The sequence below is a fragment of the Massilia sp. AB1 genome (assembly GCF_018119385.1).
Lineage (GTDB): Bacteria > Pseudomonadota > Gammaproteobacteria > Burkholderiales > Burkholderiaceae_D > Telluria.
In genome coordinates, this window is sequence record NZ_JAGKSG010000016.1 from 57735 (window position 1) to 84489 (window position 26755).

The window sequence follows — 26755 nt, forward strand, 5'->3', positions numbered from 1 at the left end:
TCCTCTTAACGGCGCTCGCGCCACCACAGCGCCAGCATGGCCAGGACGAAGACCAGCGCGAAAGGCCAGGCCGGCAGCGCGCGTGTCGGTCCCTCTCCCGCCGCAGCCGGCGTGCGCGCCGCGTAACGCAGCGTCGCGTCGCGCCGCTGGGCCGCCTGCCACTGCGGCCAGTCGGCCGGCGCGTACACGTAGATCGCGTGGGAGCCGGCCTTCTTGTCCACGACCCGCAGCCAGCCAGTCTTCTGCGGCCACACGGCCACGCAGGACGCATCCGCACGGTCGGCACGGCGCTGCCACGCCAGCGTCTGTTTCAGGTCCGGGATGGCCACTTCGCCGCTAACGCCGCGCGCGCACACTTCCAGGCGCTGGCCAGGCAGCGGCATCTCGCCGGGAGCCAGCCACTCGGTCTGCTGCTTCAATGCGATGCCGAGGCTGTCCAGCACACCCTGCCACCACAGCGCCAGCGCGCGCGGCTCGCCGATCGCATGGCGGTGCCACTCGGTCACGCCCAGCCAGGCGATGCGGCCCTTTTGCCAGTCGCGCGTCCACACGACGCCGTCCGAGCCGGTCCATGGTCCTGCCGCGCGTGCGCCAGGCGCCAGCGGCGCCACCGGCAGCTCGAGCGGCGCCCCGATCTTGCGCCCGGCCGGCTGCGCCTGCAAGGGCAGCTGCAAGCTGCGCAACCAGACGCCCGGATCATTCGCATTCCCACCCAGGACCAGCAGCGGCATGCCCTGGCCTACTTTCGCCAGCAATGCCGCGCGTTCCCCTGCGCCGGCGCGCTCGAACCAGGCGGCGTCGATCACCATCAGGTTCGGCGCCGCCATCTCCTCGCGCGGCGTTTCGGTGCGGGTTACGGCGCGGCTGAGCATGACTTGCCAGTCCAGCAGCGCGCCGCTGCCCACCAGCAGCTCGTTCAGCGCGCGCAGGTCGAACGAGGGCGCGCCGAAGCGGCCCTGTACCTGCAGGATGGCCGGATCGTGCACGATGAAGGGAACCGGGCCCTCGGCGATGAGCTTATCCTTCGCATCGAGCAGGCGCGCCTTGAGCACCACCGGCTCGGCTACCGGCGGCAGCCATTCGGCGGACAGGTCGCCGTTGCCCTTGCCTTGCGCGAGCACCTGGCCATTTTCGGCCAGCAGTTCCAGGCGCGCCTCGCCCTTGTCCTCGCGCTGGACCCTGAGGGTGAACATGCGTCCCAGGGCGACTTCGCGCGGGAAGTCCAGGCGCAGGCTGCCGCCGCGCGGCATGTCCCAGGCGAGCGGTCGCGCCGGCAGGTCGTTCCACTGCGCGGCGCGCAGGCCGTCGCCCTTGAGGGTGAGCGCGCGGATGCCTTCCATCGAAGACGGAAGCGCCTTCGGATCGAGCGCCAGGGTGCGCCCGCCTTCGCCGGGAACGCGCAGGTCGGCGGCGAACAGGCCCAGCGCGCCGGCGGCGATGGCCACCAGCACCGCATCCAGCCACTTGCGGCGCCACAGGTAAAGACCAGCGCTCGCCACGCCGGCAAGGGCGACGGCCGCGATCAGGGGCTGGTTGTTCATGGCTTGCTCCTTTCGTGGATACCCTCGCGCCAGCCGCGCACGAAGGGCGTCTCGACGCTCGGACGGGCCTGCAGCAGCACCTGGCCCTGCCCCGCGCCGGCACGCAGCCAGGCGCGCAGCACCGGGCGGCAGCTCGTGCAGCCGTCGGCCACGTCCTGGATCGCGCGCTGGGCCGACAGGCGTTGTTCGTCCTCCATCAGGCGCGCGCGCACCCAGTCGTGCGCGGTGCGGGTCCACAAGGCCGGCAAGGGGCCGTCGTTCGACAGAGACTGCACCAGGGCGCGCACTTCGTCCGGCACCGGCTGGTCCGGACCGCCCTGCTCGCGGCGGTAGCTGGCCGTGCCATCCATGTCGCCGGTCATGCGCTTCTCTTCCTTGATCGGCGGCGGCGTGAAGGCGGTCTTGTGCAGGTAGACGCGCTCGGCCTGCTGCAGCTCCTTGATCGCCTCCAGCGCCTTGTGCTCTGGCGGCAGCGCGGTCTTGGGCGCGATGGCGCGCAGGGCCTTTTCGGCGTCCCACATGGCGGACAAGGCGCGGCGCAGGACCTTCTTGGTTTCCTCGTCGTAGAGGGTGGCGTTCTCGGATTCGTCGTGGGCGTGGCCGAACTGGTGCAGGATGTCCTGCTTCTCTTCACCGTCGTGGTCGCCGTGCTCCTCGCCGCCCTCGTCGTCGGCGAACAGCGAGGATTCCTCGCCCAGGAACTGGCCGTAGCGGCGGCGCAGCATGCCCTGGTCGCCCGCGATCTTCTGGCTGCGGTCGCGCACGGCTTCTTCGCTCATCTTCGTGCTGCGCATATCGGCCACCAGCTGCTCGGTGTCGATGATGATCTGGCGCTGGCTGCGCAGGCTCTGCGGCTTGACCAGCATCGGCATCGCCGCGCTCTCTTCCTCGGCTTCGCCCGGCGGCGCCGGCAGGCGCAGGGTGTAGGTCGGCGATTGCACGGTGTGCGGGCGCGAGGCGTTGTCCGTGGCGCGCACGAAGAAGTACAGCTCGTCGCCCGGCTCCATGCCCAGCTCCGCCAGGGACCATTGCTTGGACCAGTTGCGCTGTTTCGGATCGCTGGAGGACGGCAGCGGCATTTCACGGTCGGTGAAGCGCACGTTCTCGCCGCTGCCGCGCGCCAGGGTCATGTGCAGGGTCGCGCGCTTGATCACATAGTCGTCGCGGATCTTGACGCCCATTCCCGCCGTGGCGGCGTTCTCGGGCAGCTCGACCACCATCTGGCTGGGCGCCGTGATCGTGATCTCGGGCGGCTGGTCCGGAATCACGCGCAGCGTATAGCGCTGGCCGCGCCAGCGCCACAGCACCGATTCGGTGGCCAGCCATTGCACGCAGTCCTTGCCGGGCTTGAGTACCTGACCATTACCCAGTTCGATGCTGTCGGTGTTGGAGGCGCCATCCTTCAGGCACCAGGCTACCAGCGTCTGCTCCGGGACCTGCAAGTCGCGCGGCGCCCATGCCGAGGCGGCCACGCCCGTGTAGGCCGGCGGAGCCAGGCGCACGGTGAGCGGCGACAGCGGCGCGGCCAGCGCGGCGGACACAGGCTGCAGCGGCTGGCCGGCGGCCGGCTGCTTGCCTTGTCCGGCGAACCACAGCATCCCGGCCAGCACGGCGCTGGTCAGGAGGATGGGCATACCGGCGGAAATGCGGCCCTTGGCGATGCCGCGCAGCTGGGGCGCGGTGACGCTCGCGTCCAGGCGGTCCAGCAGGCGCTGGCGCTGCAGGCGCGCGACGGGAGTCTCGGCATGGACCAGCAATGCCGAGCTGTCCTCCATCTCCGGCACGGCGCCGTCCAGCCAGGCGTCCCATTCGTGGTTGACGCGGCGGCGCAGCTTAGCCCAGTCCCAGGCGCACCAGCCGGCCCAGGCGAGCAGCCCCGGCCCGGACGGCACGGCCAGCCATGGCAAGGCTCCGCCCACCCACAGCGGCAGGCGGCGCAGCTGGGCGGCGCGCCAGACGCGCCGGACGATCTCAGCGCCTTCTTGCATGCGTCAATAACCTTTCCAGTACAAACAGGGCCACCAGGGCGGCCAGCAGCATGTCGCGCAGGGCGCCGCTCGGTTCGGGCGCACGCGCATCCTTCGAGGCGGCGAACACGCGCGACGGCATCGTGTAGTGGCGCGGACCGATGTGCACCTGCTGCCAGTGTTCGATCAGGGCCCGCGCGGCGTCCGGATCGCGCGGCGGCCAGGACTTCGACAGCCACAGGCGGCCGCGCGCGCTGTCCGCGTGCAGCACGCCGCCGGCTTCACGCGCCTTGCTCATTTCGGGGAAGGCGGCGGGGTCGAGCACCCACCAGAGCGGCGCGCGCATCGCGGCCGGCGGCGCGCCGGTCCGGTCCCAGACGATCAGTTCGGTCCTGGCGCCCGGCGCCGCATCGACGATCACCCGTTCCGGGCCGTCGAGCGCGGCGAACAGGCGGCGCCACTCCTGCAGGCGCTCGCTGTCGATATAGACGTGGCGTTCGGTCTTTGCCGGCGGTTTGGCCAAGGTGTGCAGCTCGACGGTGCGGCCGAAGGCCGGCAGCGTGGCCGGCATCGGGATGTCGCCCAGCACCAGCAGGCGCGCGTCCGGCTTCCATTCGCGCTCGTGGGTGCGGACCCAGGCGATGGCTTGCGCCGCCGGCATGGCGACGCGCTCGGCCTGGGCCAGTCCCGCCTGCGCGGCCTGGCGCTCGGCCCAGGCCGGGTCGGTACCTTCGGCGATGACGACGGTGTCGCCGCGCCATGGGAACACCGGGTCGGCCAGCCAGGCCACCAGGGCGGCCAGCAGCAGGCAGCGCACCAGCAGCAGGAGCGGATCGCTGAAGCGCCACACGCGGGTCTGGCGCGGCTCGGCGCGCGGCAGGAAGCGTGCGGTCGCCAGCGGCTCCGCCTTGTGCTGCTCTCGCTTCTTGCGGTGCCACCAGATCGGCAAGGCGAGCGTGGCGAGGCCCAGCCACCAGAGGCCGTTCATGGACGTCCTCCCGGCCGGCGCAGCCAGCGCCGCAATACCTCGACCGGCGCCTGCTCGATGGCAGCCTGGGTCAACGGCATGTCGTTCTTGCGGCAGGCGGCCGTGACCGCGGCGAAGTGTTCCTCGCGGTTGCGGCGGTAGCCGTCCTTCAGGTCGGCGCCGAAACGGAACACGCCCGCGTCCTGTTCAGGGTCGCGGTAAGCCAGCGCCGGCGAAAAACTGACGTCGGTCTCGGCCTGGGTCTGCAGGCACAGCACGCGCACGTCGTGGCGCATCTGGCGCAGCCGGGTCAGCGCCTGCGAGAGCGGCGAGGGCCAGTCGAGCAGGTCGCTGGCGGCAAAGATGGCGCTCGGCGCGCGTGCGAAGTGCAGGCTGGCGCGCAGGGTGTCGGCATCCGGCAGCTCGCCCCTGGGTTCGACGCGCTGCAGCTGGGCCAGCACGCGCTGGAGCTGGCGCGGCCCGCGCGAGGCCGGGGTGAACTGCACCCTGCCCTCGCCCAGCACCACCAGGCCGAAGGCGTCGCCCTGGCGCTGGGCGATGGCGGCCACGCAGCCGAGCAGCATGCGCGCGTAATGCAGCTTGTCGAGTTTTTCCACGCTGCGGCTGGGCTCCGCCATCGAGGCCGACGCATCCAGCACCAGCCAGACGGCGACATGGCTGTCGCGTTCCGCTTCGCGCACGAAGTAGCGGTCGGCGCGCGCCAGCAGTTTCCAGTCGACGCGCCGCCACTCGTCCCCAGGCGCGTAGGCCCGGTATTCCGAGAACTCGACACCCGCACCGCGCTCGCGGCCGGCATGAATGCCGTGCCCGAGCCCGGCCAGCACGTGCCGGATCACGAGGTCGAGGTTCTGCGTGTGCGCGATCAGCGCGGTATTCGCCAGCGACAACTTAGTCGACCTTGATCTCGTTGCGCAGGGACTGGAGGATGTCGGCGATGGCGATGCCGTCGGCCTCGGCTTCGAAGTTGCGCAGCACGCGGTGCGCCAGCACAGGCAGCAGCATGGCCTGGATGTCGTCGCGCGTGACCGCCAGGCGGCCCTGCATCAGGGCGCGCGCCTTGGAGGCCAGCACCAGCGCCTGGCCGGCGCGCGGACCGGCGCCCCAGCCGATGTGCTGCTTGACCGCGGCGACCGTGGTCTCGCTCGGGCGCGTCGCGCGCACCAGGCGGGTGGCGTAGCGCAGCAGGTGGTCGCCGATCTCGATGTCGCGCACCAGCTGCTGCAGGCGCAGCAGCGTTTGCACGTCCATCGCCGGCTCGGCGTCGTCCAGTCCCGCGTGGGTGGTGCGCGAGACCATCAGCACTTCTTCGTCCTCGGTCGGGTAGACCACGTCGATGCGCAGCAGGAAGCGGTCCAGCTGGGCTTCCGGCAGCGGATAGGTGCCGGCCTGTTCGATCGGGTTCTGCGTGGCCAGCACGAAGAAGGGGCGCGGCAGCTTGTGGGTCTGGCCGGCGAAGGTGACGGCGCGTTCCTGCATCGCTTCCAGCAGCGCCGACTGGGTCTTGGGCGGGGCGCGGTTGATCTCGTCCGCCAGCAGCACCTGGGTGAACACCGGCCCCTGCTGGAAGCGGAACACGCGCTGGCGCGTGCTGGTGTCTTCTTCCAGGATCTCGGTGCCCACGATATCCGAGGGCATCAGGTCCGGCGTGAACTGCACGCGGCGGAATTCCATGTCGGTCGCCTGCGCGAGCGACTTCACCAGGAGGGTCTTGCCCAGGCCCGGCACGCCTTCCACCAGCGCGTGGCCGCCGGCCAGCAGGCAGGTCAGCAGCAGCTCGACCACGTCGTTCTGGCCGATGATCACGCGCGCCATGCTGGCGCGCAGCGCGCCTATCTTCGCCGTCAGGTCGGCGATTTCCCGTTCATCCCACGCTACCGCATCACGTTCAGCCACCGCTCACGCTCCCAACGCATATTGAATAATATTCACCGCAAAACGGGTATTGTCGACCGCCAGGAAACGCTTGTTGCGGAAGTCGTAATCCCATTCGCAGCCATAGTCCTTGTTCGAGTACAGCACCCGGATGCGGCCGCCGAACTCGATGGCCTTCAGGTACTCGTGCACCAGGTCGTCGCCCCAGCCATTCAGCTCGCCGCCCGTGGTCGGCGGGCCGTCGAACTTGAAGAAGCACGAATACAGCTTGTGCGTATTCGGGATCTTCTTCAGCGCGCTCGCCCCGAAGATCTTGACCATCTCGGCCTCGAAGGACTTGGCGAACAGCCCGTCGATGTCGTGGTTGCAGTCGTCGACGAAGACGAAGCCGCCGCCGCGCACGTAGCGCTCGAAATTGCGCCGCTCCGCAGGGGTGAACTGGACCAGCTTGTGGCCGGCCAGGTAGCAGAACGGCGCCTGCAGCATTTTCGGATCGGCGAGCGCCACCATGCGCTCGACCGGATCCACCCGCAAGGTGGTGTACTCGACGAGCGAGTTCAGCACGTTACTGGGCATGCGGATATCCACGTCCCAATCGCCCGACTCATACATCAGGCGCGTGAAGTAGAAATCGTAAGACGCCATTGATTAGACTGCGTCGGACAGCGAGGTGAAGTTGAAGTCGCGGACCTTCATCGGCGGCAGCACCATCTGGAACGGCACTTCGTCGCCGCCGATGATCTGCGGCTTGCCCAGTTCCTCGATGTTGTTGAGGATGGTGACCGGGCTCTCGTTGAAGCGGAAGTTCTTCACCGGGTGCTTGATCTTGCCGTTCTCGACGTAGAAGGTGCCGTCGCGGGTCAGGCCGGTGATGAGCAGCGACTGCGGGTCCACCATGCGGATGTACCAGGTGCGGGTGACCACGATGCCCTTCTTGGTGCCTTCGATCAGCTCTTCCAGCGACTTGGTGCCGCCGGCCATGATCATGTTGCCGTGACTGGCGGTCGCCTGCTTGCCGGTCTTCTTGGCCCAGTAAGGCGAATAGCCGAGCGAGGCCACGCGGCCGTCCTTGATCAGGTCCGTGCGCTGGCGCGCGATCATGGTCTGGTTGTCCCACGGGGCCACCGGCACGTCCGGGTTCCACGGGTCGGCCCAGATGTTGACCTGCTGGTCGAACAGCTTCTCGCCCAGGCGGTTGCCGCCGCCCTTCTTGGCCAGGAAGCTGCGGCCTTCGTCGGCCGCGCGGGCGCCGAAGGAGCTGAACATATTGCCCAGGATTTCGGAGGTGGCGGCCGGTTCCAGGATCACGGTGTAGCGGCCCGGCTCCAGCGCCTTGGCGTCGACCGAGCGCAGCGCCTTCTCGATCGCCACGTTGGCCGCTTCGCTTGCGTTGAAGCGGCGTGCATCCACGGCCGAGCGGGTCACCCAGCCCGAACCGCGGCCGTCTTCGGTGCGCGCGGTGCAGGTGAAGGACAGGTCGGTGAATTCCTGGAAACCGAACACGCCGTTCGAGTTGGCGATGCAGGCGAAGCGGGTGCTGTCGGTGAAGAAGCCGGCGGTGACCAGCTTCTTGGCGCGCGCCTGGCCGATGCTGGCGGCGGCGACTTCGGCGCGGTAGTCCGGGTCGATGGCGGAGGTAGCAGGCACGAAGGTCTGGGTGCCGCGGTATTCCTGCTTGCCGACGGCCGGCACGAACTCCGGATTCTCCGGCGCCAGGCGCGCCAGTTCCTCGGCGCGGCGCACGGCCTTTTCCAGCGACTTGTCGTCGAATTCATTGATGACGGCGGTGCCGGTGCGCTTGCCGAAGGCGACGCGCACGGCCAGCTCCATGTCCTCGGTGAGGCCCGCGGTCGACACGCTGTTGCGCGCGAAGCGGATGTTGCCGGTGCGGTTGCCTTCGATCGACACCGTGCATTCGTCGGCCTTCGAGAAGCCGATCACGCGGTCGGCGATGCGTTTTGCTTGTTCTTGATTCAGGGATTTCATCCTGGTCTCCTCATCCGATCTTGCGTGCGGTGTTGATCACATTGATGCCGTTGAAGCGCGTGGTGCTCGAGCCGTGCGACACGGCGCTGACCTGGCTCGGCTGGCCTTTGCCGTCGAAGAACGAGCCGCCCATGCGCCAGTCGCGTTCGTCGCAAATGGCGCTGCAGGCGTTCCAGAACTCCTGGGTGTTCGACTGGTAGGCCACGTCTTCCAGCGGGCCGGTGATCTTGCCGTTCTTGATTTCGTAGAACAGCGTGCCGCCGAACTGGAAGTTGTAGCGCTGCTGGTCGATCGAGTAGGAGCCGCGGCCGAGAATGTAGACGCCCTTCTTGACGTCCTTGATCATCTCGTCCGGGGTCAGGCGCGCCTTGCCCGGTTCCAGCGACACGTTCGGCATGCGCTGGAACTGGATGGTGCTCCAGCTGTCCGCGTAGGAGCAGCCGTGCGATTCCTTCTCGCCGATGATGTGGGCCTGGTCGCGCGTGGCCTGGTAGTTCACCAGCACGCCGTTGCGGATGATGTCCCACTTCTTGGTCTTGACGCCTTCGTCGTCGTAGGCCACGTAGCCGAGCGAGCCCGGGGTGGTCTTGTCGGCGACGAAGTTGACGCGCTCGTGGCCGTACTTGAATTTCCTGGTCTCCCACTTGTCCAGCGTGGCGAAGCTGGTGCCGGCGTAGTTGGCTTCGTAGCCGAGCACGCGGTCCAGTTCCGTCGGATGGCCGACGTTTTCGTGGATGGTCAGGAACAGGTGTTCGGGCGACAGCACCAGGTCGTACTTGCCCGGCTCGACCGACTTGGCGCCGAGCTTCTCGCGCGCCTGCTTGCCGGACAGGCGTGCGTCCTCGACGATGTCGTAGGAACCGGTGTAGAGCGTGGTCACGCCGCCGGCGGCCTGCACCTTGTGCTCGGGGCGGGCGTCGAAGTACTCGTAGCCCATCGACACCGGCGCGCCGAGGCCGGCGCGCGAGCGGAACTTGCCGCTGGCCTTGTCGACCGCGGTGGCGGTGATCGGAGCCCACAGGCGGTGGATGTCCTGGTCGATGTAGGAGCCGTCGGTGGAGGCGAAGTACTTCTGCTGGTTGATCTGGAACAGCGACGCGGTCATGAAGCTCGCGCCCGCGTCCATGCCGGCCTTGTTAGCGGCGATTAGCATCTCGGCCTTTTCCTTGACCGGGACCAGGCGCCAGTCCTTCTTGACCGGCGTGGCCCAGGCCACTTCGCCGACGCCCTTGACCGGGGCCAGGCGCACCGGCTCGGTCTGCAGCTTGGCGTTGGCCTTGGCGATGGCGACCGCCTGGCGCGCGGCCTCGGCCACGCCGTCCGGGGTCATGTTGTTGGTCGAGGCAAAACCGTAGGCGCCGTTGGCGACCACGCGCACGCCGACGCCGCTGGACTCGGTGTTGCTGATGTTCTCGACGTTCAGGTCGCGCGTGATGATGAATTGGTTCAGGTAGCGGCCGATGCGCACGTCGCAGTAGGAAGCGCCGGCCTTGGTGGCGGCGTTCAGGGCGACGTCGGCCAGGGCCTTCTTCGCCGCGGCGGCCATCGGGTTCAGGAGCTCGTCGGCGGCGATGGCGTTGCCGAAGACGGGGACGAGCATGGCGCCTGCAGTGCCGGCGCCGACTTTGAGGAAGGTACGACGTTCCATTCAATTCTTCCGTTTGCTTATGCACGTCATCCCGGCGAAGGCCGGGATGACGTTGTTTTATGTTGCGGGTTAAACGGCGTCCGATAGCGACGTGAAGTTGAAGTCCCGAATCTTCATCGCCGGAATCAGCATCGAATAATTCGCCTCATCCCCACCGATCACCACCGGCTTGCCGATCTCCTCGATGTTGTTCAGCATCGTCACCGGGCTCTCGTTGAAGCGGAAGTTCTTCACCGGGTGCTTGATCTTGCCGTTCTCCACATAGAAGGTGCCGTCGCGGGTCAGGCCGGTCAGCAGCACCGACTGCGGGTCCACCATGCGGATGTACCAGGTGCGGGTCACCAGGATGCCCTTCTTGGTGCTGGCGATCAGCTCCGCCGTCGACTTGTCGGTGCCGGCCATGATGATGTTGCCGGCCGTGCCCACGGCGCGCTGGCCCTTCTTCTTGGCCCAGAATTGCGAGTAGTTGAGCGCGTTGATGCGCCCGTCCTTCACCAGATGGATGCGCTCGCGCGGCAGCATGTCGTTGTCCCACGGCAGGACCGGGACGTCCTTGTCCCAGGGGTCGGACCAGATGTTGACCTGCTGGTCGAACAGCTTGTCGCCCAGGCGGTTGGCGCCGCCCGGCTTGGACAGGAAGCTGCGGCCCTCGTCGGCGTTGCGGGCATTGAAGCCGTTCAGCATGAAGCCGATCAGGTCGCTGGTGGCGGCCGGCTCCATGATCACGGTGTAGCGGCCCGGCTCCAGCGCCTTGGCCTCGACCGAGCGCAGCGCCTTCTCGATCGCCACTTCGGCCGCTTCGCGCGGGTCGAACTTGGCGACGTCGCGCGCCGAGCGCTTCACCCAGCCCGAACCGCGGCCGTCTTCGGTGCGCACGGTGCAGGTGAAGTCCAGCGAGGTGGCGACCTGGTGGCCGAACACGCCGTTGGAGTTGGCCACGGTTTCGAAGGACGAACGGTCGGTGAAGAAGCCGGCGGCCACCAGCCCCTTCTTGCGGCAGGCCTCCATCGCGTAGGCGGCGGCCTGGGCGCGGTATTCCGGATCGATCGCGGAGGTAGCGGGCACGAAGGTCTCGGAGCCCTTGTAGCCGGTCTTGGCGATCGCCGGCATGAACTCCGGGTTTTCCGGCGCCAGGCGCGCCAGGTCCTCGGCGCGGCGCACGGCGCGCTCCAGCGATTTGTCGTCGAACTCGTTGATGGTGGCGGTGCCCTGGCGCTTGCCGAAGGCGACCTGCACCTGCACGCGGGTGTCGTCGGCCAGGCCGGCGGTCGAGACGGCATTGCGCGCGAACCGGATGTTGCCGATGCGGTTGCCTTCGACGCTGACGATGCACTCATCGGCCTTGGACAGCGACAGCACGCGGTCCGTGATGCGCTTGGTTTGTTCCTGGGTCAAGATGCTCATGGGTCCCGTCCTTTAGCCGATCTTGCGAGCGGTGTTGATCACGTTGATGCCGTTGAAGCGCGTGGTCGAGGAACCATGCGAGACGATCGAGATCTGCGGCGGCTGGCCCTTGCCGTCGAAGAAGGAACCGCCCATGCGCCAGTCGCGCTCGTCGCAGATGGCGCTGCAGGCGCTCCAGAATTCCTGGGTGTTGGCCTGGTAGGCCACGTCTTCCAGCATCTGGCCGATCTTGCCGTCCTTGATTTCGTAGAACAGCTGGCCGCCGAACTGGAAGTTATAGCGCTGCTGGTCGATCGAGAACGAACCGTCGCCGACGATGTAGACGCCCTTCTTGATGTCCTTGACCATCTCGTCCGGAGTCAGCTTCTTCTTGCCGGCCGCCAGCGAGACGTTCGGCATGCGCTGGAACTGCACCGAGTTCCAGCTGTCGGCGTAGGAGCAGCCGTGCGATTCCTTCTCGCCGATGATGTGGGCCTGGTCGCGGGTGGCCTGATAGTTGACCAGGATGCCGTCCTTGATGATGTCCCACTGCTTGGTCTTGACGCCTTCGTCGTCGTAGCCCACGCAGCCCAGCGAACCCGGGGTGATCTTGTCGGCGTACAGGTTGACGATCGGCGCGCCGTACTTGAAGCTCTTGGTCTGCCACTTGTCCAGGGTGGCGAAGCTGGTGCCGGCGTAGTTCGCCTCGTAGCCCAGCACGCGGTCCAGTTCCGTCGGGTGGCCGACGTTTTCGTGGATGGTCAGCCACAGGTGTTCCGGCGACAGCATCAGGTCGTACTTGCCCGGCACCACCGACTTGGCGGTCAGCTTGCGCTTGGCGTCGCGGCCCGCGGCCTTGGCGTCCTCGATGATGTCATAGGATTCGGTGTACAGGGTGGCGACGCCGCCGGCGGCCTTGATCTTGTGCTCGGGACGCGCGTCCAGGTATTCGTAGCCCTTGCCGACCGGGGAGCTCAGGCCCGAGCGCGAGCGGAACTTGCCGGTGGCCTTGTCCACGGCGGTGGCCTGGAACGGGGCCCACAGGCGGTGCACATCCTGGTCGATGTAGGAGCCGTCGGTCGAGGCGAAGAACTTCTGCTGGTTCACCTGGAACAGCATCGACTGCATGAAGTTCGCGCCGTTGTCCATGCCGGCCTTGTTCGCGGCGATGAGCAGGTCGGCCTTTTCCTTGATCGGCACCGCGCGCCAGTCCTTCTTGATCGGGGTGGCCCAGGAGACGTCGCCCACGCCCTTGACCGGTGCGAGACGCACCGGTTCGGACTGCAGCTTGGCGTTGGCCTTGGCAATCGCCACCGCCTGGCGCGCCGCGTTGGCGATACCGTCGCTGGACATGTCGGAGGTCGCGGCGAAGCCGTAGGCGCCGTTGCAGATCACGCGCACGCCCACGCCGGCCGATTCGGTGTTGGCCACGTTCTCGACGTTCAGGTCGCGGGTCACGATGAACTGGTTCAGGTAGCGGCCAATGCGCACGTCGCAGTAGCTGGCGCCGGCCTTGGTGGCGGCGTTCAGGGCGACGTCGGCGAGCGCCTTCTTGGCGGCGACGGGCATGGTGCTGAGCAGTTCTTCAGCGGCGATCGCGCGGCCGAACGGGATCAGCGTCGAACCGAGCGCCAGGCTGCTTAAATTGAGAAAAGTACGACGTTCCATAGGGTCTCCTGGGTATCCTATTTCGGGCAGCGGTTCCGCCGGCACAGCACGGCGCCGCTCTTGTATGTACAGCGCTTCTGGGAACTTCGTCGTCTCCGGATGGGGTGACGGCAAACTTCTCAACCATAGACTAAAGTTTTTGGTTAGGCAATCTTTATGCCATCCATACGGGCTATCCAAAGTGGCTGATTCCACAACACCCGCAAACGCGTGTCCGAATGTCCGGACACTGTCCGCCTGTCCGCCCCGGACAGGCGCGGACACTTCGACATATGTATAAATACCAAGCTTGACTGTCCGGCCACACTGCCGGATCATCAGCCCGGCGGCAGCGGCGTCCCGCCCTGCCATCGACAATCACCATGGAGACTTCGCACCGATGAAACGACTGATCCTGGCCGCCATGCTGGCCACCGGACTGGCCGGCGCCGCGCAGGCGGACGACGCCCTGAAGGCCGCCATCGCCGGCGAACACCGCAGCGCCGCCAACAAGGCGCGCGACGTGTACCGCCATCCCTACGAGACCCTGACTTTCTTCGGCATCAGGCCGAACATGACCGTGGTGGAACTGGCGCCGTCGGGCGGCTGGTACACCGAGATCCTGGCGCCCTACCTGCGCGACAAGGGCAAGCTGATCGGCGCGGGCGAAGCGATCCAGCCGGACAAGCGCTACGGCACCACCTTCAAGAAGAAGCTGGATTCCAATCCGGCCGTCTTCGACAAGGTCGTCCCGTCCGTGTTCGAGCCGCCGGCCACCTACCAGATCGCGGCGCCCAACAGCGTCGACATGGTCCTCACCTTCCGCAACCTGCACAACTGGGTCGGCAACGGCGAAGACGCCCTGCGCACCACCTTCAAGGAAATCCACAAGGTGCTCAAGCCGGGCGGCGTGCTGGGCGTGGTCGACCACCGCCTGCCGGCTTCGATGACGCAGGACGCCAAGGCCTCGAGCGGCTACGTGCACGAAGCCTGGGTGATCAAGATGGTGGAAAGCGCGGGCTTCAAGCTGGCCGGCAAGTCCGAGGTCAACGCCAATCCGAAGGACACCGCCAACCACGAAAAAGGCGTGTGGACCCTGCCGCCGGTGCTGGCCAACAAGGACAAGGACCGCGAGAAGTACATGGCGATCGGCGAGAGCGACCGCATGACGCTCAAGTTCGTCAAGCAGTGACGTGCCGGGGAGGACGGCCTCCGTCCTCCCTCCTGTGGACTTCCGCGTATTTCCAATTGCGGCGCGGGTGTATATTCTTCCGGTTGAGCACCTACTACCGCAACCGAAGGAATTCATGAAAATCTACCGCTTTGCCGCCCTGGCGCTTGCCGCATCGAGCCTGGCCCATGCCCAGGACAGCACCCCGCAGACCACGCCCGTCCCTCCCGCCGCCACGACCCAGACCGCCGCCCCGGCGCTGCCGGCCATCGAGGCCTCGGTGGTCAAGATCTTCTCGACCGTGCGCCGTCCGGACCCGTACAAGCCCTGGACCAAGGCCTCGCCGAACGACATCACCGGCTCGGGCGTGATCATCGAGGGCAAGCGCATCCTGACCAATGCCCACGTGGTGAGCTATGCGAGCCAGGTCGAGGTGCAGGCCAGCCAGTCGGGCGACAAGGTGGCGGCCAAGGTGATCGCGATCGCGCGCGGGCTGGACCTGGCGGTGCTGGAGCTGGAAGACCCGAGCTTCTTCGACAGGCGTCCGCCGGTCACCCGCGCCGCGGTGCTGCCGGACGTGCGCGAGCAGGTGTTCGCCTACGGCTACCCGGTGGGCGGCAATTCGCTGTCGACCACCAAGGGCATCGTCTCGCGGGTGGAGTTCGTGCCCTACAGCTCCTTCAGCTCTGGCCTGCGCATCCAGATCGACGCGCCCATCAATCCGGGCAACAGCGGCGGCCCGGTGATCGCGGGCGACAAGATGATCGGCCTGGCCTTCTCGATGGCGGCGGGCGCCCAGAACATCGGCTACGTGATCCCGAACGAAGAGATCGAACTGTTCCTGCGCGACGTGGCCGACGGCAAGTACGACGGCAAGCCGCTGCTGCACGACAGCATCCAGACCCTGGAAAACCCGGCCCTGCGCGCCTTCCTCAAGCTCGACAAGTCGGTCGAAGGCGCGGTGGTGCACAAGCCCTACCGCACGGACGCGTCCTGGCCGCTGAAAGAGTGGGATGTGATCACCCACATCGGCGAGTACCCGGTCGACAACCAGGCCATGGTGAAGCTGGGTTCCAACCTGCGCGTGCGCTTCCAGTACCGCATCCAGCAGGTGGCGAAGAACGGCAAGGTGCCGATGACCATCGTCCGCAACGGCAAGACCATGAAGGTGGACGTGCCGGCGACCGGCCCGCGTCCGCTCCTGATCCCGGATCTAAATGGCGGCTATCCGTCGTATTTCGTCTACGGCCCGATGGCGTTCACCCGCGCCAGCGCGGAGTTCCTGAGCTTCATCGGCACCAATGCGGGGGCGATGCACGGGTATGCCTTCAACGCCAGCCCCCTGATCACGCGCCGCGGCGATTCGCCGGATGCGCAGCGCGAGGAGCTGGTGGTGATCAGCTCGCCCTTCTTCCCGCACAAGCTGGTCAGCGGCTATTCGAACCGCTTCGGGTCGGTGGTGGAGTCGATCAACGGCAAGCCGGTGCGCAGCCTGAGCCACCTGGTGGCGCTGCTGCGTGACCTGAAGGACGAGCAGATCGTGCTGCGCTTCGACCAGCGCTATGGCGAGACCATGATCTTGCCGCGCAAGGCGACCTTGGATGCGACCGAGGCGATCCTGTCGGATAACGGGATCAGGGCGCAGGGGTCGGAGGATATGATGAAGGTGTGGGACGGGAAGTGAGTTAACGCTGCTCAGCGAAAGTCAACTTGGGTCCCGGCCTTCGCCGGGACGACGTGCATACTGTGTTGGCCTTAAGACCGTCATCCCGGCGGAGGCCGGGATCCAAGTTTGCTCAATCCGCCGACTTCTTCTCTTTCACCGGCGTAAACAGCAAATCCTGGAAGTCATAGCTGAAGTCCGTTTCCGTGGAAATCGGCTTCATGCGCATCCGCTCGATCGACCCGTCATGATCGAGCGAGAACGTCACATACGCATCCGCATTGAAGTTCCGCTCCTTCCAGCGCACGACGAAGGTATCGTGCTGGAAGTGCTCCAGTTCCCCCATCAGGTCCGGCGTGCGCGAGAACACCATCACCTGCTTGCCGCCCACCTTCTTGATGGTCGCCTTGCCATACCAGGCGTCCTCGTACTCGCCCTCGTACGACGCCAGCGGCAGCGACGGCTTGCTCTTGGCCGCGCGGGTCGCCGACTCCTTCTTGACGCGCTCCATTTCCTTGGCGTGCATCTCCTTGTCCATGTCGGCGAAGCGGCCGATCCAGTCGGTCGGGACCACGTCCAGGTACTGGTCCATCAGGCGGTACTGCAGCGCGCTGAGCGAGGGGCCGCTCTCGGCGTTGGTGAAGATCGCGATGCCCAGCTTCGCTTCCGGCACCAGCAGCACGCGCGAATAGAAGCCCTGCAGCGCGCCGCCGTGCATCGCCACCAGCTTGCCCTGGTAGTCGCGCAGCTGGAAGCCCAGGCCGTAGGCGAAGAAGTTCGGCTTGGTCGCCGCCAGCGGAGGACGCGGCTGGCCGATCTTCATCGGGGTCTGCGCCGTCCACATCTCGCGCGCCTGCTTCTCGGACCACAGTCGTGTTTCCTTGCCGTCCGCGTCCTTGCCCACGCGGCCCTCGTCCAGCAGCACGTTCATCCAGCGCGCGATGTCCTCGGCGTTGGTGTTGATGCCCACCGCGCCGATCGCGTTCGCCACCGGCATCGGCTTGACCACCGAGATCTTGCCGTTGATCTTGCTGTGCGGCGCCGACACGTTGGCGATGTTCGCATGCTCGTCCAGGCTGGTGGTGGTCGTGTTCATGCCTGCTGGCTTGAGAATCCACTCGCGCATGGTCTCACCCCAGGACTTCCCGGATTTCATGGCGATGATCTTGCCGGCCACGATGTACAGCAGGTTATCGTAGGCGTAGCTGTTGCGGAAGCTGGTCGCCGGCTTGATGTAGCGGAGATTGTGGATGATCTCGTCGGTGCTGAAGGTGGTGGTCGGCCACCACATCAGGTCGCCCGCGCCCAGGCCCAGGCCGCTGCGGTGGGTCAGCAGGTCGCGCACGGTCATCTCGGCCGTGACGTAGGGGTCGTACATGCGGAAGTCCGGCAGGTGCTTGATGACCGGATCGTCCCAGGACAGCTTACCCTGGTCGACCAGCATCGCCAGGCCGGCGGCGGTGAAGGCCTTGGAGTTCGAGGCGATCTCGAACAGGGTCTTGCCGTCCACCGGGGTCGGATCGCCCAGCTTGCGCACGCCGAAGCCCTGCGCGGCCAGCACCTTGCCGTCCTTGACGACGGCGATGGCGATGCCCGGCACGTCGAATTCCTTCATCACGCGCTTGACGTCGGCTTCCAGGTTGTACGCCGGCGCCTCGGCTGCGGCAACGGCGGCCGGAGCCTGCGCGAACGCCGCGCCGGTGGTGGAGAATGCGATCAGGATCGCGGCTGCGAGTCGGTTCATTGCTTGCACTATCGTCTTCCTTTTATTTCTTGTTCATCTGCTTGTCGACGCTCGATTGCGTCTCCGGGTGGTAACGCTCGCGCGCGGCCTTGTAGACACGCTCGGCCCAGGCGCGGTCGTCCGCCTTGGCGCGCAGCGCGCCGTACAGCGGCACCACGAACTTCTGGCGGCCCACGCTCATCAGGAAGGCTTCCAGGTTCGGGCGGATGCCGTGGTAGCCGGCATGCACCGAGGCGCGGTAGAAGCGGAAGGCCACTTCGTTGTTGCCGGTCTTGGCCAGGCCGAAGGCCTTATCCAGTTCCTCCAGCTGCTTCGCATCCGCCTTGTTGTCGATGTCGTTCAGGAACTTCATCCACTCGGCGGCGTTCCAGTTCTTCGTGTCCAGCTGGGCGGTCTTGACCTCGCCCTTGAGCCAGCCCTCGGTGGTGGCGTTCAGCTTGGCCAGGCGGGCCGACACCGCGCGCTGGGCGCTGGCCGGGATGCCCGGGCCATACAGCCACTCGTCCAGCTCCGCATCGCTCATGACCTTCGGGTTCTTCGACAGCAGGTTGGCGCGCAGGTAGGCCACGAACTGCTCGGTGGTCACGCTCTGGAAGGCGTGCTGGTCGAACCAGCCGCGCAGGAAGGGATCGAAGGCGGCGCGGCCGGCGCGCTGCTCCAGGGTGCGCAGGAACCAGGCGCCCTTCGGATAGGCCAGCTCTTCGTCGGTGTAGTGCTCGGACGAGGTGTCCGGATCGCGGGTGACCAACGCCTGCTTCGCCAATGGCAGGGTCTTCAGGTGCTCGAGGGCCTCTTCCTGCTCCAGCTGCAGGTTCATGGTGGCCACGTCTTCGCCGTAAATCTTTTCCAGGATGCGGGTGGTCACGTAGGTGGTGAAGCCTTCGTTGAGCCACCAGTGCTTCCACGAGGCGTTGGTCACCAGGTTGCCCGACCAGCTGTGCGCCAGCTCGTGGGCGATCAGGTCGACCAGGCTGCGGTCGCCCGCGATCATGGTCGGGGTCAGGAAGGTCAGGCGCGGGTTTTCCATGCCGCCGATCGGGAAGGACGGCGGCAGCACCAGCATGTCGTAACGTCCCCAGCGATAGGGGCCGTACAGCGATTCAGCCGCGGCCACCATCTTCTCGGTGTCGGCCAGCTCGTACTCGGCGGCCTTGATGCGCTTCGGTTCGGCGTACACGCCGGTGCGCGGCCCCAGGCTGCGCACATCGAGTTCGCCGATGCCGATCGCCAGCAGGTAGGAAGGAATCGGCTGCGGCATCCTGAATTTCCAGCCGCCCTTGCCATTCGCTTTTGGGTCATTCTCCGCGCTCATCACCACGCGCAGGCCGCTAGGGGCCTGGATGCGGGCGGTGTAGGTGAAGCGCACCGCCGGCGTATCCTGGATCGGCACCCAGGAACGCGCGTTGATCGACTGCGACTGGCTGAACATGAAGGGACGCTTGCCCGACATGGTCTGGGCCGGCGTCAGCCACTGCAGGGCGGTGGCGGTCGGCGCGGTGCGGTAGTAAATGCGCACCTTCTTCGGCTGGCCCGGCAGGGCGATATGCAGCGCCTGGCCCTTCTCCTGGTCCAGCTTGTCGAGCGTATAAGGCACGCTGCGCCAGGCGCCGCCCGCGTCCTGCGCCTCGATCTTCGAGATCGCCAGCTCGCGCGTGTCGAGATCGAGGGTGGTGGCCGACTTGTCCAGCCAGTCGAGGGTCAGCTCGGCGTGACCGTCCAGGGTCTTGCGGGTGAAATCGGCCTTCAGGTCCATGTGCAGGGCACTGGTCTTGACCTGGTCGTATTTGGCGTAGCTCAGGGGGTCGAGCGCGAATGCGCAGGCGGTCCAGGCACCCAGGATCAGGGTGGCGGCGGCGCGCGGCAGGAAGCGTGTCTTCATGGTCTCTCGCAGGGATGGCAGCCGAGGCAGGGCTGCGGGCGCGAGCAGAATAGCACGCGCTATCCTGCAGCGAAAGCGCGGCAAATCGCCCGTATGTACGCCGTGCGGAGGTCCGACTCTGCTATGATCGCGCCTTTCGCCTCACCCGCTTTTCCGCTTCATGGACGCCTTCCTCGTTTCGACCGGCATCGTGGCGCTCGCCGAGATCGGCGACAAGACCCAGCTGCTGGCTTTCCTCCTCGCCGCCCGTTTCCGCCGTCCCCTGCCGATCGTGTTCGGCATCTTCGTGGCCACCATCTTCAACCACGCCTTCGCCGCCGCCGTGGGCGCGCTGGTCAGCGAGCTGCTCGGCCCGAACACGATGCGCTGGGTGCTGGGCCTGTCCTTCCTGGGCATGGCGGCCTGGATCCTGGTGCCGGACGAGATCGACGACGAGGAAACCAGCCTGGCGCGCCACGGCGTCTTCCTCACCACCCTGATCGCCTTCTTCGTGGCCGAGATGGGCGACAAGACCCAGGTCGCCACCGTGGCGCTGGCGGCGCGCTACGAATCGATGGCCGCCGTCGTCGCCGGCACCACCTTCGGCATGATGCTGGCGAACGTGCCGGCCGTGTACTTCGGCGAACGCATCGCCAACCGGGTGCCGGTGAAGCTGGTGCACGGCATCGCCGCCGTCATCTTCGCGGTGCTCGGCATCGCCACCTTGCTGGGCGCGGGCGAAGGCCTGGGCTTCTGAGCATCATTCCTGCGTCACCCACACGGGCGCCGACCACAGCACCTTGCCGTCGTCCTGGGTGATCCGGGCGTAATAGAAATGCTCGCCCGGCGCGGGGATGAAGCTGGTGGTCGCCTTATCCGATAATTGGGTCACCTGGCCCTTGCGTCCCGGGACCCCTTCCATGATCGCCACCGCCGCCACCTGCTTGCCGGTGCTGCTGGCGAAATTCGCCACCAGCTCGAGCGGCCCCCGGTTGCGGAAGCGCTCCCCCATCATCCGGCCGTTCGCGCTTAGGACCAGCTGCGAACCCTTGTCCATGGTGGCGAACACGCGCCGCGCCTTCAAGGCGTCGATGAAGCTGTCCCGGGTCAGCGCGGCGCCGGCGGGAACCAGGATGCCGGTGCGGTTGGTGTAGGACGCGCCCCAGTTGGCGCAATGGTTGTCCTGGTTGGTGCTGAAGGCCACGTGATAGCCCGCCTCCAGCAGGCGGTTGCAGGCCGCCTCGAAGTGGCTGCGGCGGGTTTCGGACTCCGACAGGCTGGTCGAGAAGGCGGTGCTGTTCACCACCTCGCACAGCGCCATGACTTCGTCGCCATCCGGCGTGTAGGCCAGCGGGACCCCGTTCACCATGAACTGCCCGGTCTGGGCCGGATGATTGAACTGCCCCACCCAGCCGCGCTCGCGCATCAAGGTATACAGGGCCGCGTAATCGCCGCGCGGCGTGCGCGTATCCGCCATCAGCTCGCCCCTGGCGTTGGTCTCCCAGCCCAGCAGCTCGCGGCTGTTGAAGATGTTGAGGTGGCCGCCGTTGTTGATGACGCCCCACTCCATGCCGTACAGCGCCAGGAAGCCCGGATGTGCCTGCGTGTAGGCGTCCGCGCTGGCCAGGCCGGCCTGGTACAAGGCCCGCGCCTTGCCGGCATCGGCGTCGGGCGCGCTGCCGTCGGAACCGTCGTACATGTGGTTGTGCTCCGAGGCGAGCAGGATGTCCAGTCCCTGCTTGTGCGCGAACGCGAAAGCCGCATCCGGGCCGTATGGCGAGCTGAGTGGCGGCTGTGCGCCCTTGCAGGCCGTGACTTCGGCGCCGCCGTCGCTGTGCTTGGTCTGGCTGTGCAGGTTGCCCAGGTAGACGGTGTAGGGCAGCGTACCGGGCGCCGGGGCGGCAGCGGGCGAGGAAGTCGCGCCAGGCAGCGGCTGGAAGCGCGGCATCCGTGGCTGTGAGGGTTTACCGACCGCGATCTCCCAGTCCTGGCTGACCGCCTCGTGGCCGTCGCCGCGCAGCACGGCATGCAGCTTCACCTGGTAGATGCCAGGCGGCGCGGGCGAGCGGCCGATCCGCCCCGACCAGGGCACCGCCACGCTGACGCTGGATGCGGCCAGGGTCGCCCGGCCGCGCCAGCGCAGCGCTGTCCGGCCGCCGGGACGCACCAGCTCCACGCGCCAGTCGACGATCCCGGGGCGGTCGAGGCCGGGATAGTCGAAGCTCAGCGTGAATGTGCGCTGCTGCGCCGCCCCCGCATGGAAGTGCGCGTACAGGGTGGCTTCGAATTCCTTGTGTTCAGCCGGGGCGGCAGTGGCCAGGCCGCAGCTCAACAACAAGGCGCTAAGGGAGAGGGAAATAAGTGAGGTTTTCATGATGCAATTTTTGCAATTGCATCGATTTCGGCCTTGCGCCGGGATACCTGAAAATTGTATTTTTATCTACAAACTATGCGTGCGCTCAAGTTGCCATTCGATTAACTTAACGGAGGATGTTTAGTAAAACACATGCTAAACACAGGGGGAAACGCGCCTGTTTAGTTGCCTGAGAGTCAAACCCGGCCATAATCCGCTGACACAGTCCGGCCCACCGGGCGACACATGTATGGAGACAGCATGACAGTTCGTTTCAAGCACGAATCCCTCTCCCTGACTTTGCTGGCGGCGCTGGCGTTCTCCACCCTGCCTGCACAGGCCGCCACATCAGGTTCGCCTGCGAGCGCCGTCAATGTCTTCATCGGCACCGGCGGCGACGGCCACACCTTCCCGGGCGCCAGCCGGCCTTTCGGCATGGTGCAGCTCAGTCCCGACACCCAGGTGCGCCACTTCCGCCAGAGCTATCCCTGGGCGTCCGGCTACCGCCATGACGATACGTCCATCCTCGGCTTCTCGCACACCCACTTCTCCGGCAGCGGCCACTCGGACCTGGGCGACGTGCTCCTGATGCCCTACAGCGGCGAGACCAAGCTGGAGCCGGGCTATCCCGAGCGTCCCTTCTCCGGCTACCGCTCGCGCTTCTCGCACCAGGAGGAGAAGGCCGAACCGGGCTATTACGCCGTGCGCCTGAAGGACAACGAGGTCGACGTCGAGCTCACCGCCAGCGAGCGCGTGGGCCTGCACCGCTACCGATTCCACAAGGATGCGCAGGCCAAGGTGATCCTCGACCTGCGCTCCAGCATCTACGACTACGGCAGCAAGAACCTGTGGTCGCGCCTGCGCGTACGCGACGCCACCACGCTCACCGGCATGCGCGAGACGCGCGGCTGGGCGCCAGGCCGCCAGCTCTACTTCGCCGTCAAGTTCTCGCGCCCGATGAGCGCGCGCCAGCTGCACAACCGCGAGGAAGCCGTCGAATACCGCGGTTTCGCGGCGCCGGGCAAGACGCCCCAGGACAAGGTGCTGGTCGAGGGCAAGGCCCTGGTCGCGGCGCTGGAATTCGGCGCGCCGCAGGACGGCACGCTGATGGTGAAGGTCGCGGTCTCGCCGGTGAGCGAAGACAATGCGCTGGCCAACCTGGAAGAGATGCCGGGCTGGGACTTCGAGGCCGAGCGCGCCCGCGCCGGCGCCGCCTGGAACGAGGCGCTGTCGGCGGTGAAGGCGGATGCGGGCGAGCCGATGCGCACCATGTTCTACACCAGCCTGTATCACAGCATGCTGGCGCCCTCGCTGTTCATGGACCGCGACGGCCGCTACCGCGGGCCGGACAACCAGGTGCACCAAGCGAAGAACTTCCGCTTCCACTCGACCTTCTCGCTGTGGGACACCTACCGCGCCCTGCACCCGCTGCTGACCCTTGTCGCGCCGGAGCGCCGCAATGCCGACTTCGTCAATTCGCTCATCGCCGCCCAGCAGCACAGCCCCTACGGCATCCTGCCGGTGTGGTCCTTCCACGGCCTGGAGACCTGGTGCATGATCGGCTACCACGCGGTGCCGGTGATCGCCGACGCCTACATGAAGGGCATCCGCGGCTTCGATCCCGACCAGGCGCTGAAGGCGATGACGGCCAGCGCCGAATACGGCCCCTACGGCGGCCTGGAACACTACATGAAGCTGGGCTACGTGCCGATCGACCGCGAACCGGAAGCCGCGTCCAAGACCGTGGAATACGCCTTCGACGACTGGACCATCGCGCGCATGGCCGAGAAGATGGGCAGGAAGGACGTCGCCGCCCGCTACTACCAGCGCGCCCAGAACTACCGCAACGTGTTCGACAAGGAGACGGGCTTCATCCGCGCCCGCAAGTCCACCGGCGAATTCCGCACCCCCTTCAACCCGGTGCAGTCGAACTTCGGCAGCGATTACACCGAGGGCAGCGCCTGGCAGTATTCCTGGTATATGCCGCACGATAACGCGGGCCTGATCGCCATGCTGGGCGGGGACACGGCCCTGGTGTCCAAGCTGGACCAGGTCTTCGACGCCAAGGTCGAAGACAACGTCTATGCCCACATGGAAGACATCTCGGGCCTGATCGGCCACTACGCCCACGGCAACGAGCCATCGCACCACGTGGCCTACCTCTACAACTTCGCCGGCGCCCCCTGGCGCACCCAGGAACGCCTGACCCACATCATGGCGACCCAGTACGCCAACCGCCCGGATGGCCTGTCGGGCAACGACGACCTGGGCCAGATGTCGGCCTGGTTCGCCTTCACCGCGCTCGGCTTCTACCCGGTGGCGCCGGCCTCCAACGAATACGTGATCGGCCGTCCCTTCCTCGACAAGGCGGTGCTGAACCTGCCGAACGGGAAGCGCTTCACGGTGCGCGCCGAGCAGCTGAGCGAGGCCAATCGCTACGTCGGCCGCGTCACCCTGAACGGCAAGCCGCTGGCCAGGACCTTCCTGCGCCACGAAGACATCGTCGCCGGCGGCGAACTGGTATTCACGATGCAGGCCATCCCGAACAAGGACTGGGGCAAGGAACCCAGCGCCCGTCCCTACACCCAAACCCGCTACTGACAACACATGATGAACACGAACACGATCATCCGCTGCGCCGCCACCCTGCTGGCCGCCAGCGCATTCAGCGCCACCGCCCAGGTGGTCCAGAAAGTGAGCGACCCGGTCGAATGGGTCAATCCCCTGATGGGCACCGCCAGCAAGCCCGAACTCTCGAACGGCAACACCTATCCGGCGATCGCCGTCCCCTGGGGCATGAACTTCTGGACGCCGCAGACCGGCAAGATGGGCAACGGCTGGGCCTACACCTACGACGCCGACAAGATCCGCGGCTTCAAGCAGACCCACCAGCCTTCCCCGTGGATGAACGACTACGGCCAGTTCGCCGTCATGCCGGTGACGGGCGCCAAGCGCTTCGACCAGGACAAGCGCGCCAGCTGGTTCTCGCACAAGTCGGAAACCGCCAAGCCCTATTACTACAGCGTCTACCTGGCCGACGCCGACGTCACCACCGAGATCGCGCCGACCGAGCGCGCGGCCCAGTTCCGCTTCACCTTCCCCAAGTCCGATGCCAGCTATGTCGTGGTCGACGCCTTCGACAAGGGCTCCTACGTGAAGGTCCTCCCTGGCCAACGCAAGGTGATCGGCTACAGTACCAAGCACGCGCGCGGTCCGCTGCCGAAGAACTTCCGCAACTATTTCGTGATCGAGTTCGACCAGCCCTTCGCCTCCACCGATACCTGGCAGGGCGACAAGCTCCTCGAGGGCAAGCTGGAAACCGAAGGCGATCATAGCGGCGCCTTGCTCGGCTTCAAGACCGCCAAGGGCCAGAAGGTCCACATGCGCGTCGCTTCCTCGTTCATCAGCTTCGAGCAGGCGGAACTGAACCTGAAGCGCGAACTGGGCCAGGACGACTTCGACGCCACCCGCGCCAAGGGCAAGGCCGCCTGGAACAAGGTGCTCGGCCAGCTCCAGGTGGAAGGCGGCACGGTCGACCAGACCCGCACCTTCTATTCGAGCCTGTACCGCACGGTGCTGTTCCCGAACAAGATGTACGAGATCGATGCGGCCGGCAAGCCGGTGCACTGGAGCCCGTATAACGGCCAGGTCCTGCCCGGCCGCCTGTTCGCCGGCACCGGCTTCTGGGATACCTTCCGCGCCCTCTACCCCTTCCTGAACCTGGTCTACCCCTCGATCAACAGCGAGATGCAGGAAGGCCTGGCCAACGCCTACAAGGAAGGCGGCTGGCTGCCGGAGTGGTCCAGCCCGGGCTACGCCGACATCATGGTCGGCAACAACTCGGCCTCGGTGGTGGCGGACGCCTGGATCAAGGGCGTGCGCGGCCAGGACATCGAAACCCTGTGGCAGGCGCTCAAGCACGGCGCCAACAACGAAGGCCCGATGACGGCCGTGGGCCGCGCCGGCGTGAAGTACTACAACGAGCTGGGTTACGTGCCGTATGACGTGGGCATCAACGAGAACGCCGCGCGCACCCTGGAATACGCCTACGACGACTTCACCATCTACCAGCTCGGCAAGGCGCTGGGCAAGCCGAAGTCGGAGATCGAGATCTACGCCCAGCGCAGCCTGAACTACAAGAAGCTGTTCGATCCGGAGACCGGCCTGATGCGCGGCCGCAAGCGCGACGGCAGCTTCCAGACACCGTTCAACCCGTTCAAGTGGGGCGACGCCTTCACCGAGGGGAACAGCTGGCACTACTCGTGGTCCGTGTTCCACGACGTGGCCGGGCTGGCGGACCTGATGGGCGGGCGCAAGGCCTTCGTCGACAAGCTCGACATGGTGTTCTCGCTGCCGCCGGTCTACGACGAAAGCTATTACGGTTCGGTGATCCACGAGATCCGCGAGATGCAGATCGCGAACATGGGCCAGTACGCGCACGGCAACCAGCCGATCCAGCACATGACCTACCTGTACAACTACGCGGGCGCGCCGTGGAAGTCCCAGCACTGGATCCGCGAGACCATGGACCGCATGTACGCGCCCACGCCGGACGGCTACTGCGGCGACGAGGACAACGGCCAGACCTCGGCCTGGTACGTGTTCTCGGCGCTGGGCTTCTATCCGGTCACGCCGGGCGTGAACCAGTACGTGGTGGGCACGCCGCTGTTCAAGAAGGCCACCGTCAAGCTCGAGAACGGCCGCAGCTTCACGGTCAGCGCCAAGGGCGACGGCCGCTACGTGGACGCCCTGCGTGTCAACGGCCGCGCCGTCGAGCGAAACTGGCTGGGCCATGAAGAGCTGATGGGCGGCGCCAAGCTGGATTTCAGCATGTCCGCCAAGCCGAACATGAAGCGCGGCACCCGCGAGCAGGATGCGCCCTACTCGCTGTCGCGCGAATCTCAGCAATAAATTCGCAACGCCAAGAGGACAGG

Annotated in this window: 18 protein-coding genes; 5 read left to right on the plus strand and 13 right to left on the minus strand. The window is 66.6% G+C overall.

The features are described 5' to 3' along the window. Positions 1-5 precede the first annotated feature (5 nt). From J8847_RS11590 to J8847_RS11635, 10 genes are all read right to left on the minus strand, one after another. Positions 6-1541, minus strand: a complete 1536-nt coding sequence (locus J8847_RS11590) for a hypothetical protein (RefSeq protein ID WP_211524858.1) — start codon at positions 1539-1541, stop codon at positions 6-8. Further along, a complete protein-coding gene (locus J8847_RS11595) occupies positions 1538-3529 on the minus strand; it encodes a DUF4175 family protein (protein WP_211524859.1) in 1992 nt (663 codons plus the stop codon). The genes J8847_RS11590 and J8847_RS11595 overlap by 4 nt, the downstream gene beginning before the upstream one ends. Continuing rightward, positions 3513-4496 (minus strand): BatA domain-containing protein, encoded by a 984-nt coding sequence (locus tag J8847_RS11600; RefSeq protein ID WP_211524860.1) that lies wholly within the window; start codon positions 4494-4496, stop codon positions 3513-3515. Before J8847_RS11600 ends, J8847_RS11595 begins: the two co-directional genes overlap by 17 nt. Then, positions 4493-5383 carry a DUF58 domain-containing protein gene (locus J8847_RS11605; RefSeq protein WP_211524861.1) on the minus strand — a complete coding sequence of 297 codons (891 nt, stop codon included), beginning with the start codon at positions 5381-5383 and terminating at the stop codon, positions 4493-4495. Before J8847_RS11605 ends, J8847_RS11600 begins: the two co-directional genes overlap by 4 nt. Before the next feature lies 1 nt (position 5384). Then, a complete protein-coding gene (locus J8847_RS11610; protein ID WP_211524862.1) occupies positions 5385-6389 on the minus strand; it encodes a MoxR family ATPase in 1005 nt (334 codons plus the stop codon). A gap of 3 nt (positions 6390-6392) precedes the next feature. After that, positions 6393-7013, minus strand: coding sequence for a DUF4159 domain-containing protein (locus tag J8847_RS11615; RefSeq protein ID WP_211524863.1), 621 nt, complete (start codon positions 7011-7013; stop codon positions 6393-6395). 3 nt (positions 7014-7016) lie between these two features. After that, positions 7017-8354 (minus strand): TldD/PmbA family protein, encoded by a 1338-nt coding sequence (locus J8847_RS11620; protein ID WP_211524864.1) that lies wholly within the window; start codon positions 8352-8354, stop codon positions 7017-7019. A 10-nt stretch (positions 8355-8364) separates the two neighbouring features. After that, positions 8365-10002 (minus strand): TldD/PmbA family protein, encoded by a 1638-nt coding sequence (locus J8847_RS11625; RefSeq protein ID WP_211524865.1) that lies wholly within the window; start codon positions 10000-10002, stop codon positions 8365-8367. A 69-nt stretch (positions 10003-10071) separates the two neighbouring features. Then, positions 10072-11406 (minus strand): TldD/PmbA family protein, encoded by a 1335-nt coding sequence (locus tag J8847_RS11630; RefSeq protein ID WP_211524866.1) that lies wholly within the window; start codon positions 11404-11406, stop codon positions 10072-10074. Positions 11407-11418: 12 nt separating this feature from the next. Further along, positions 11419-13053 (minus strand): TldD/PmbA family protein, encoded by a 1635-nt coding sequence (locus J8847_RS11635; protein WP_211524867.1) that lies wholly within the window; start codon positions 13051-13053, stop codon positions 11419-11421. A 379-nt stretch (positions 13054-13432) separates the two neighbouring features. On the opposite strand from J8847_RS11635, the gene J8847_RS11640 reads away from it, so the two are divergent. Then, entirely contained in the window at positions 13433-14224 is a 792-nt protein-coding gene (locus tag J8847_RS11640) for a class I SAM-dependent methyltransferase (protein ID WP_211524868.1), read from the plus strand. A 115-nt stretch (positions 14225-14339) separates the two neighbouring features. Further along, positions 14340-15887 (plus strand): S1C family serine protease, encoded by a 1548-nt coding sequence (locus tag J8847_RS11645; RefSeq protein WP_211524869.1) that lies wholly within the window; start codon positions 14340-14342, stop codon positions 15885-15887. Between the two features lie 112 nt (positions 15888-15999). On the opposite strand, the gene J8847_RS11650 is transcribed toward J8847_RS11645, so the two are convergent. Then, a complete protein-coding gene (locus J8847_RS11650; RefSeq protein WP_211524870.1) occupies positions 16000-17610 on the minus strand; it encodes a serine hydrolase in 1611 nt (536 codons plus the stop codon). A 22-nt stretch (positions 17611-17632) separates the two neighbouring features. Beyond that, on the minus strand, positions 17633-19489 hold the full coding sequence (locus tag J8847_RS11655; RefSeq protein ID WP_211524871.1) for a M1 family metallopeptidase: 1857 nt from the start codon (positions 19487-19489) through the stop codon (positions 17633-17635). A gap of 160 nt (positions 19490-19649) precedes the next feature. On the opposite strand from J8847_RS11655, the gene J8847_RS11660 reads away from it, so the two are divergent. Continuing rightward, entirely contained in the window at positions 19650-20225 is a 576-nt protein-coding gene (locus J8847_RS11660; RefSeq protein WP_211524872.1) for a TMEM165/GDT1 family protein, read from the plus strand. Between the two features lie 3 nt (positions 20226-20228). Here J8847_RS11660 and J8847_RS11665 read toward each other — a convergent pair whose 3' ends face one another. Continuing rightward, positions 20229-21842 carry a CehA/McbA family metallohydrolase gene (locus tag J8847_RS11665; protein ID WP_211524873.1) on the minus strand — a complete coding sequence of 538 codons (1614 nt, stop codon included), beginning with the start codon at positions 21840-21842 and terminating at the stop codon, positions 20229-20231. 240 nt (positions 21843-22082) lie between these two features. Between J8847_RS11665 and J8847_RS11670 the strand changes: the two genes are divergently transcribed. Next, complete coding sequence (locus J8847_RS11670) at positions 22083-24422, plus strand: GH92 family glycosyl hydrolase (protein ID WP_211524874.1); 2340 nt, start codon at positions 22083-22085, stop codon at positions 24420-24422. Between the two features lie 6 nt (positions 24423-24428). Next, positions 24429-26732, plus strand: a complete 2304-nt coding sequence (locus J8847_RS11675) for a GH92 family glycosyl hydrolase (protein ID WP_229512738.1) — start codon at positions 24429-24431, stop codon at positions 26730-26732. Positions 26733-26755 lie beyond the last annotated feature (23 nt).

Bases quoted from the DNA above. Each gene is read 5' to 3' on its own strand.
- J8847_RS11625 (WP_211524865.1), bottom strand. From the start codon at position 10,002: ATGGAACGTCGTACCTTCCTCAAAGTCGGCGCCGGCACTGCAGGCGCC.
- J8847_RS11655 (WP_211524871.1), bottom strand. From the start codon at position 19,489: ATGAAGACACGCTTCCTGCCGCGCGCCGCCGCCACCCTGATCCTGGGT.
- J8847_RS11670 (WP_211524874.1), top strand. From the start codon at position 22,083: ATGACAGTTCGTTTCAAGCACGAATCCCTCTCCCTGACTTTGCTGGCG.
- J8847_RS11665 (WP_211524873.1), bottom strand. From the start codon at position 21,842: ATGAAAACCTCACTTATTTCCCTCTCCCTTAGCGCCTTGTTGTTGAGC.
- J8847_RS11635 (WP_211524867.1), bottom strand. From the start codon at position 13,053: ATGGAACGTCGTACTTTTCTCAATTTAAGCAGCCTGGCGCTCGGTTCG.
- J8847_RS11660 (WP_211524872.1), top strand. From the start codon at position 19,650: ATGGACGCCTTCCTCGTTTCGACCGGCATCGTGGCGCTCGCCGAGATC.
- J8847_RS11630 (WP_211524866.1), bottom strand. From the start codon at position 11,406: ATGAGCATCTTGACCCAGGAACAAACCAAGCGCATCACGGACCGCGTG.
- J8847_RS11620 (WP_211524864.1), bottom strand. From the start codon at position 8,354: ATGAAATCCCTGAATCAAGAACAAGCAAAACGCATCGCCGACCGCGTG.
- J8847_RS11645 (WP_211524869.1), top strand. From the start codon at position 14,340: ATGAAAATCTACCGCTTTGCCGCCCTGGCGCTTGCCGCATCGAGCCTG.
- J8847_RS11590 (WP_211524858.1), bottom strand. From the start codon at position 1,541: ATGAACAACCAGCCCCTGATCGCGGCCGTCGCCCTTGCCGGCGTGGCG.
- J8847_RS11650 (WP_211524870.1), bottom strand. From the start codon at position 17,610: ATGAACCGACTCGCAGCCGCGATCCTGATCGCATTCTCCACCACCGGC.
- J8847_RS11615 (WP_211524863.1), bottom strand. From the start codon at position 7,013: ATGGCGTCTTACGATTTCTACTTCACGCGCCTGATGTATGAGTCGGGC.
- J8847_RS11675 (WP_229512738.1), top strand. From the start codon at position 24,429: ATGATGAACACGAACACGATCATCCGCTGCGCCGCCACCCTGCTGGCC.
- J8847_RS11600 (WP_211524860.1), bottom strand. From the start codon at position 4,496: ATGAACGGCCTCTGGTGGCTGGGCCTCGCCACGCTCGCCTTGCCGATC.
- J8847_RS11640 (WP_211524868.1), top strand. From the start codon at position 13,433: ATGAAACGACTGATCCTGGCCGCCATGCTGGCCACCGGACTGGCCGGC.
- J8847_RS11595 (WP_211524859.1), bottom strand. From the start codon at position 3,529: ATGCAAGAAGGCGCTGAGATCGTCCGGCGCGTCTGGCGCGCCGCCCAG.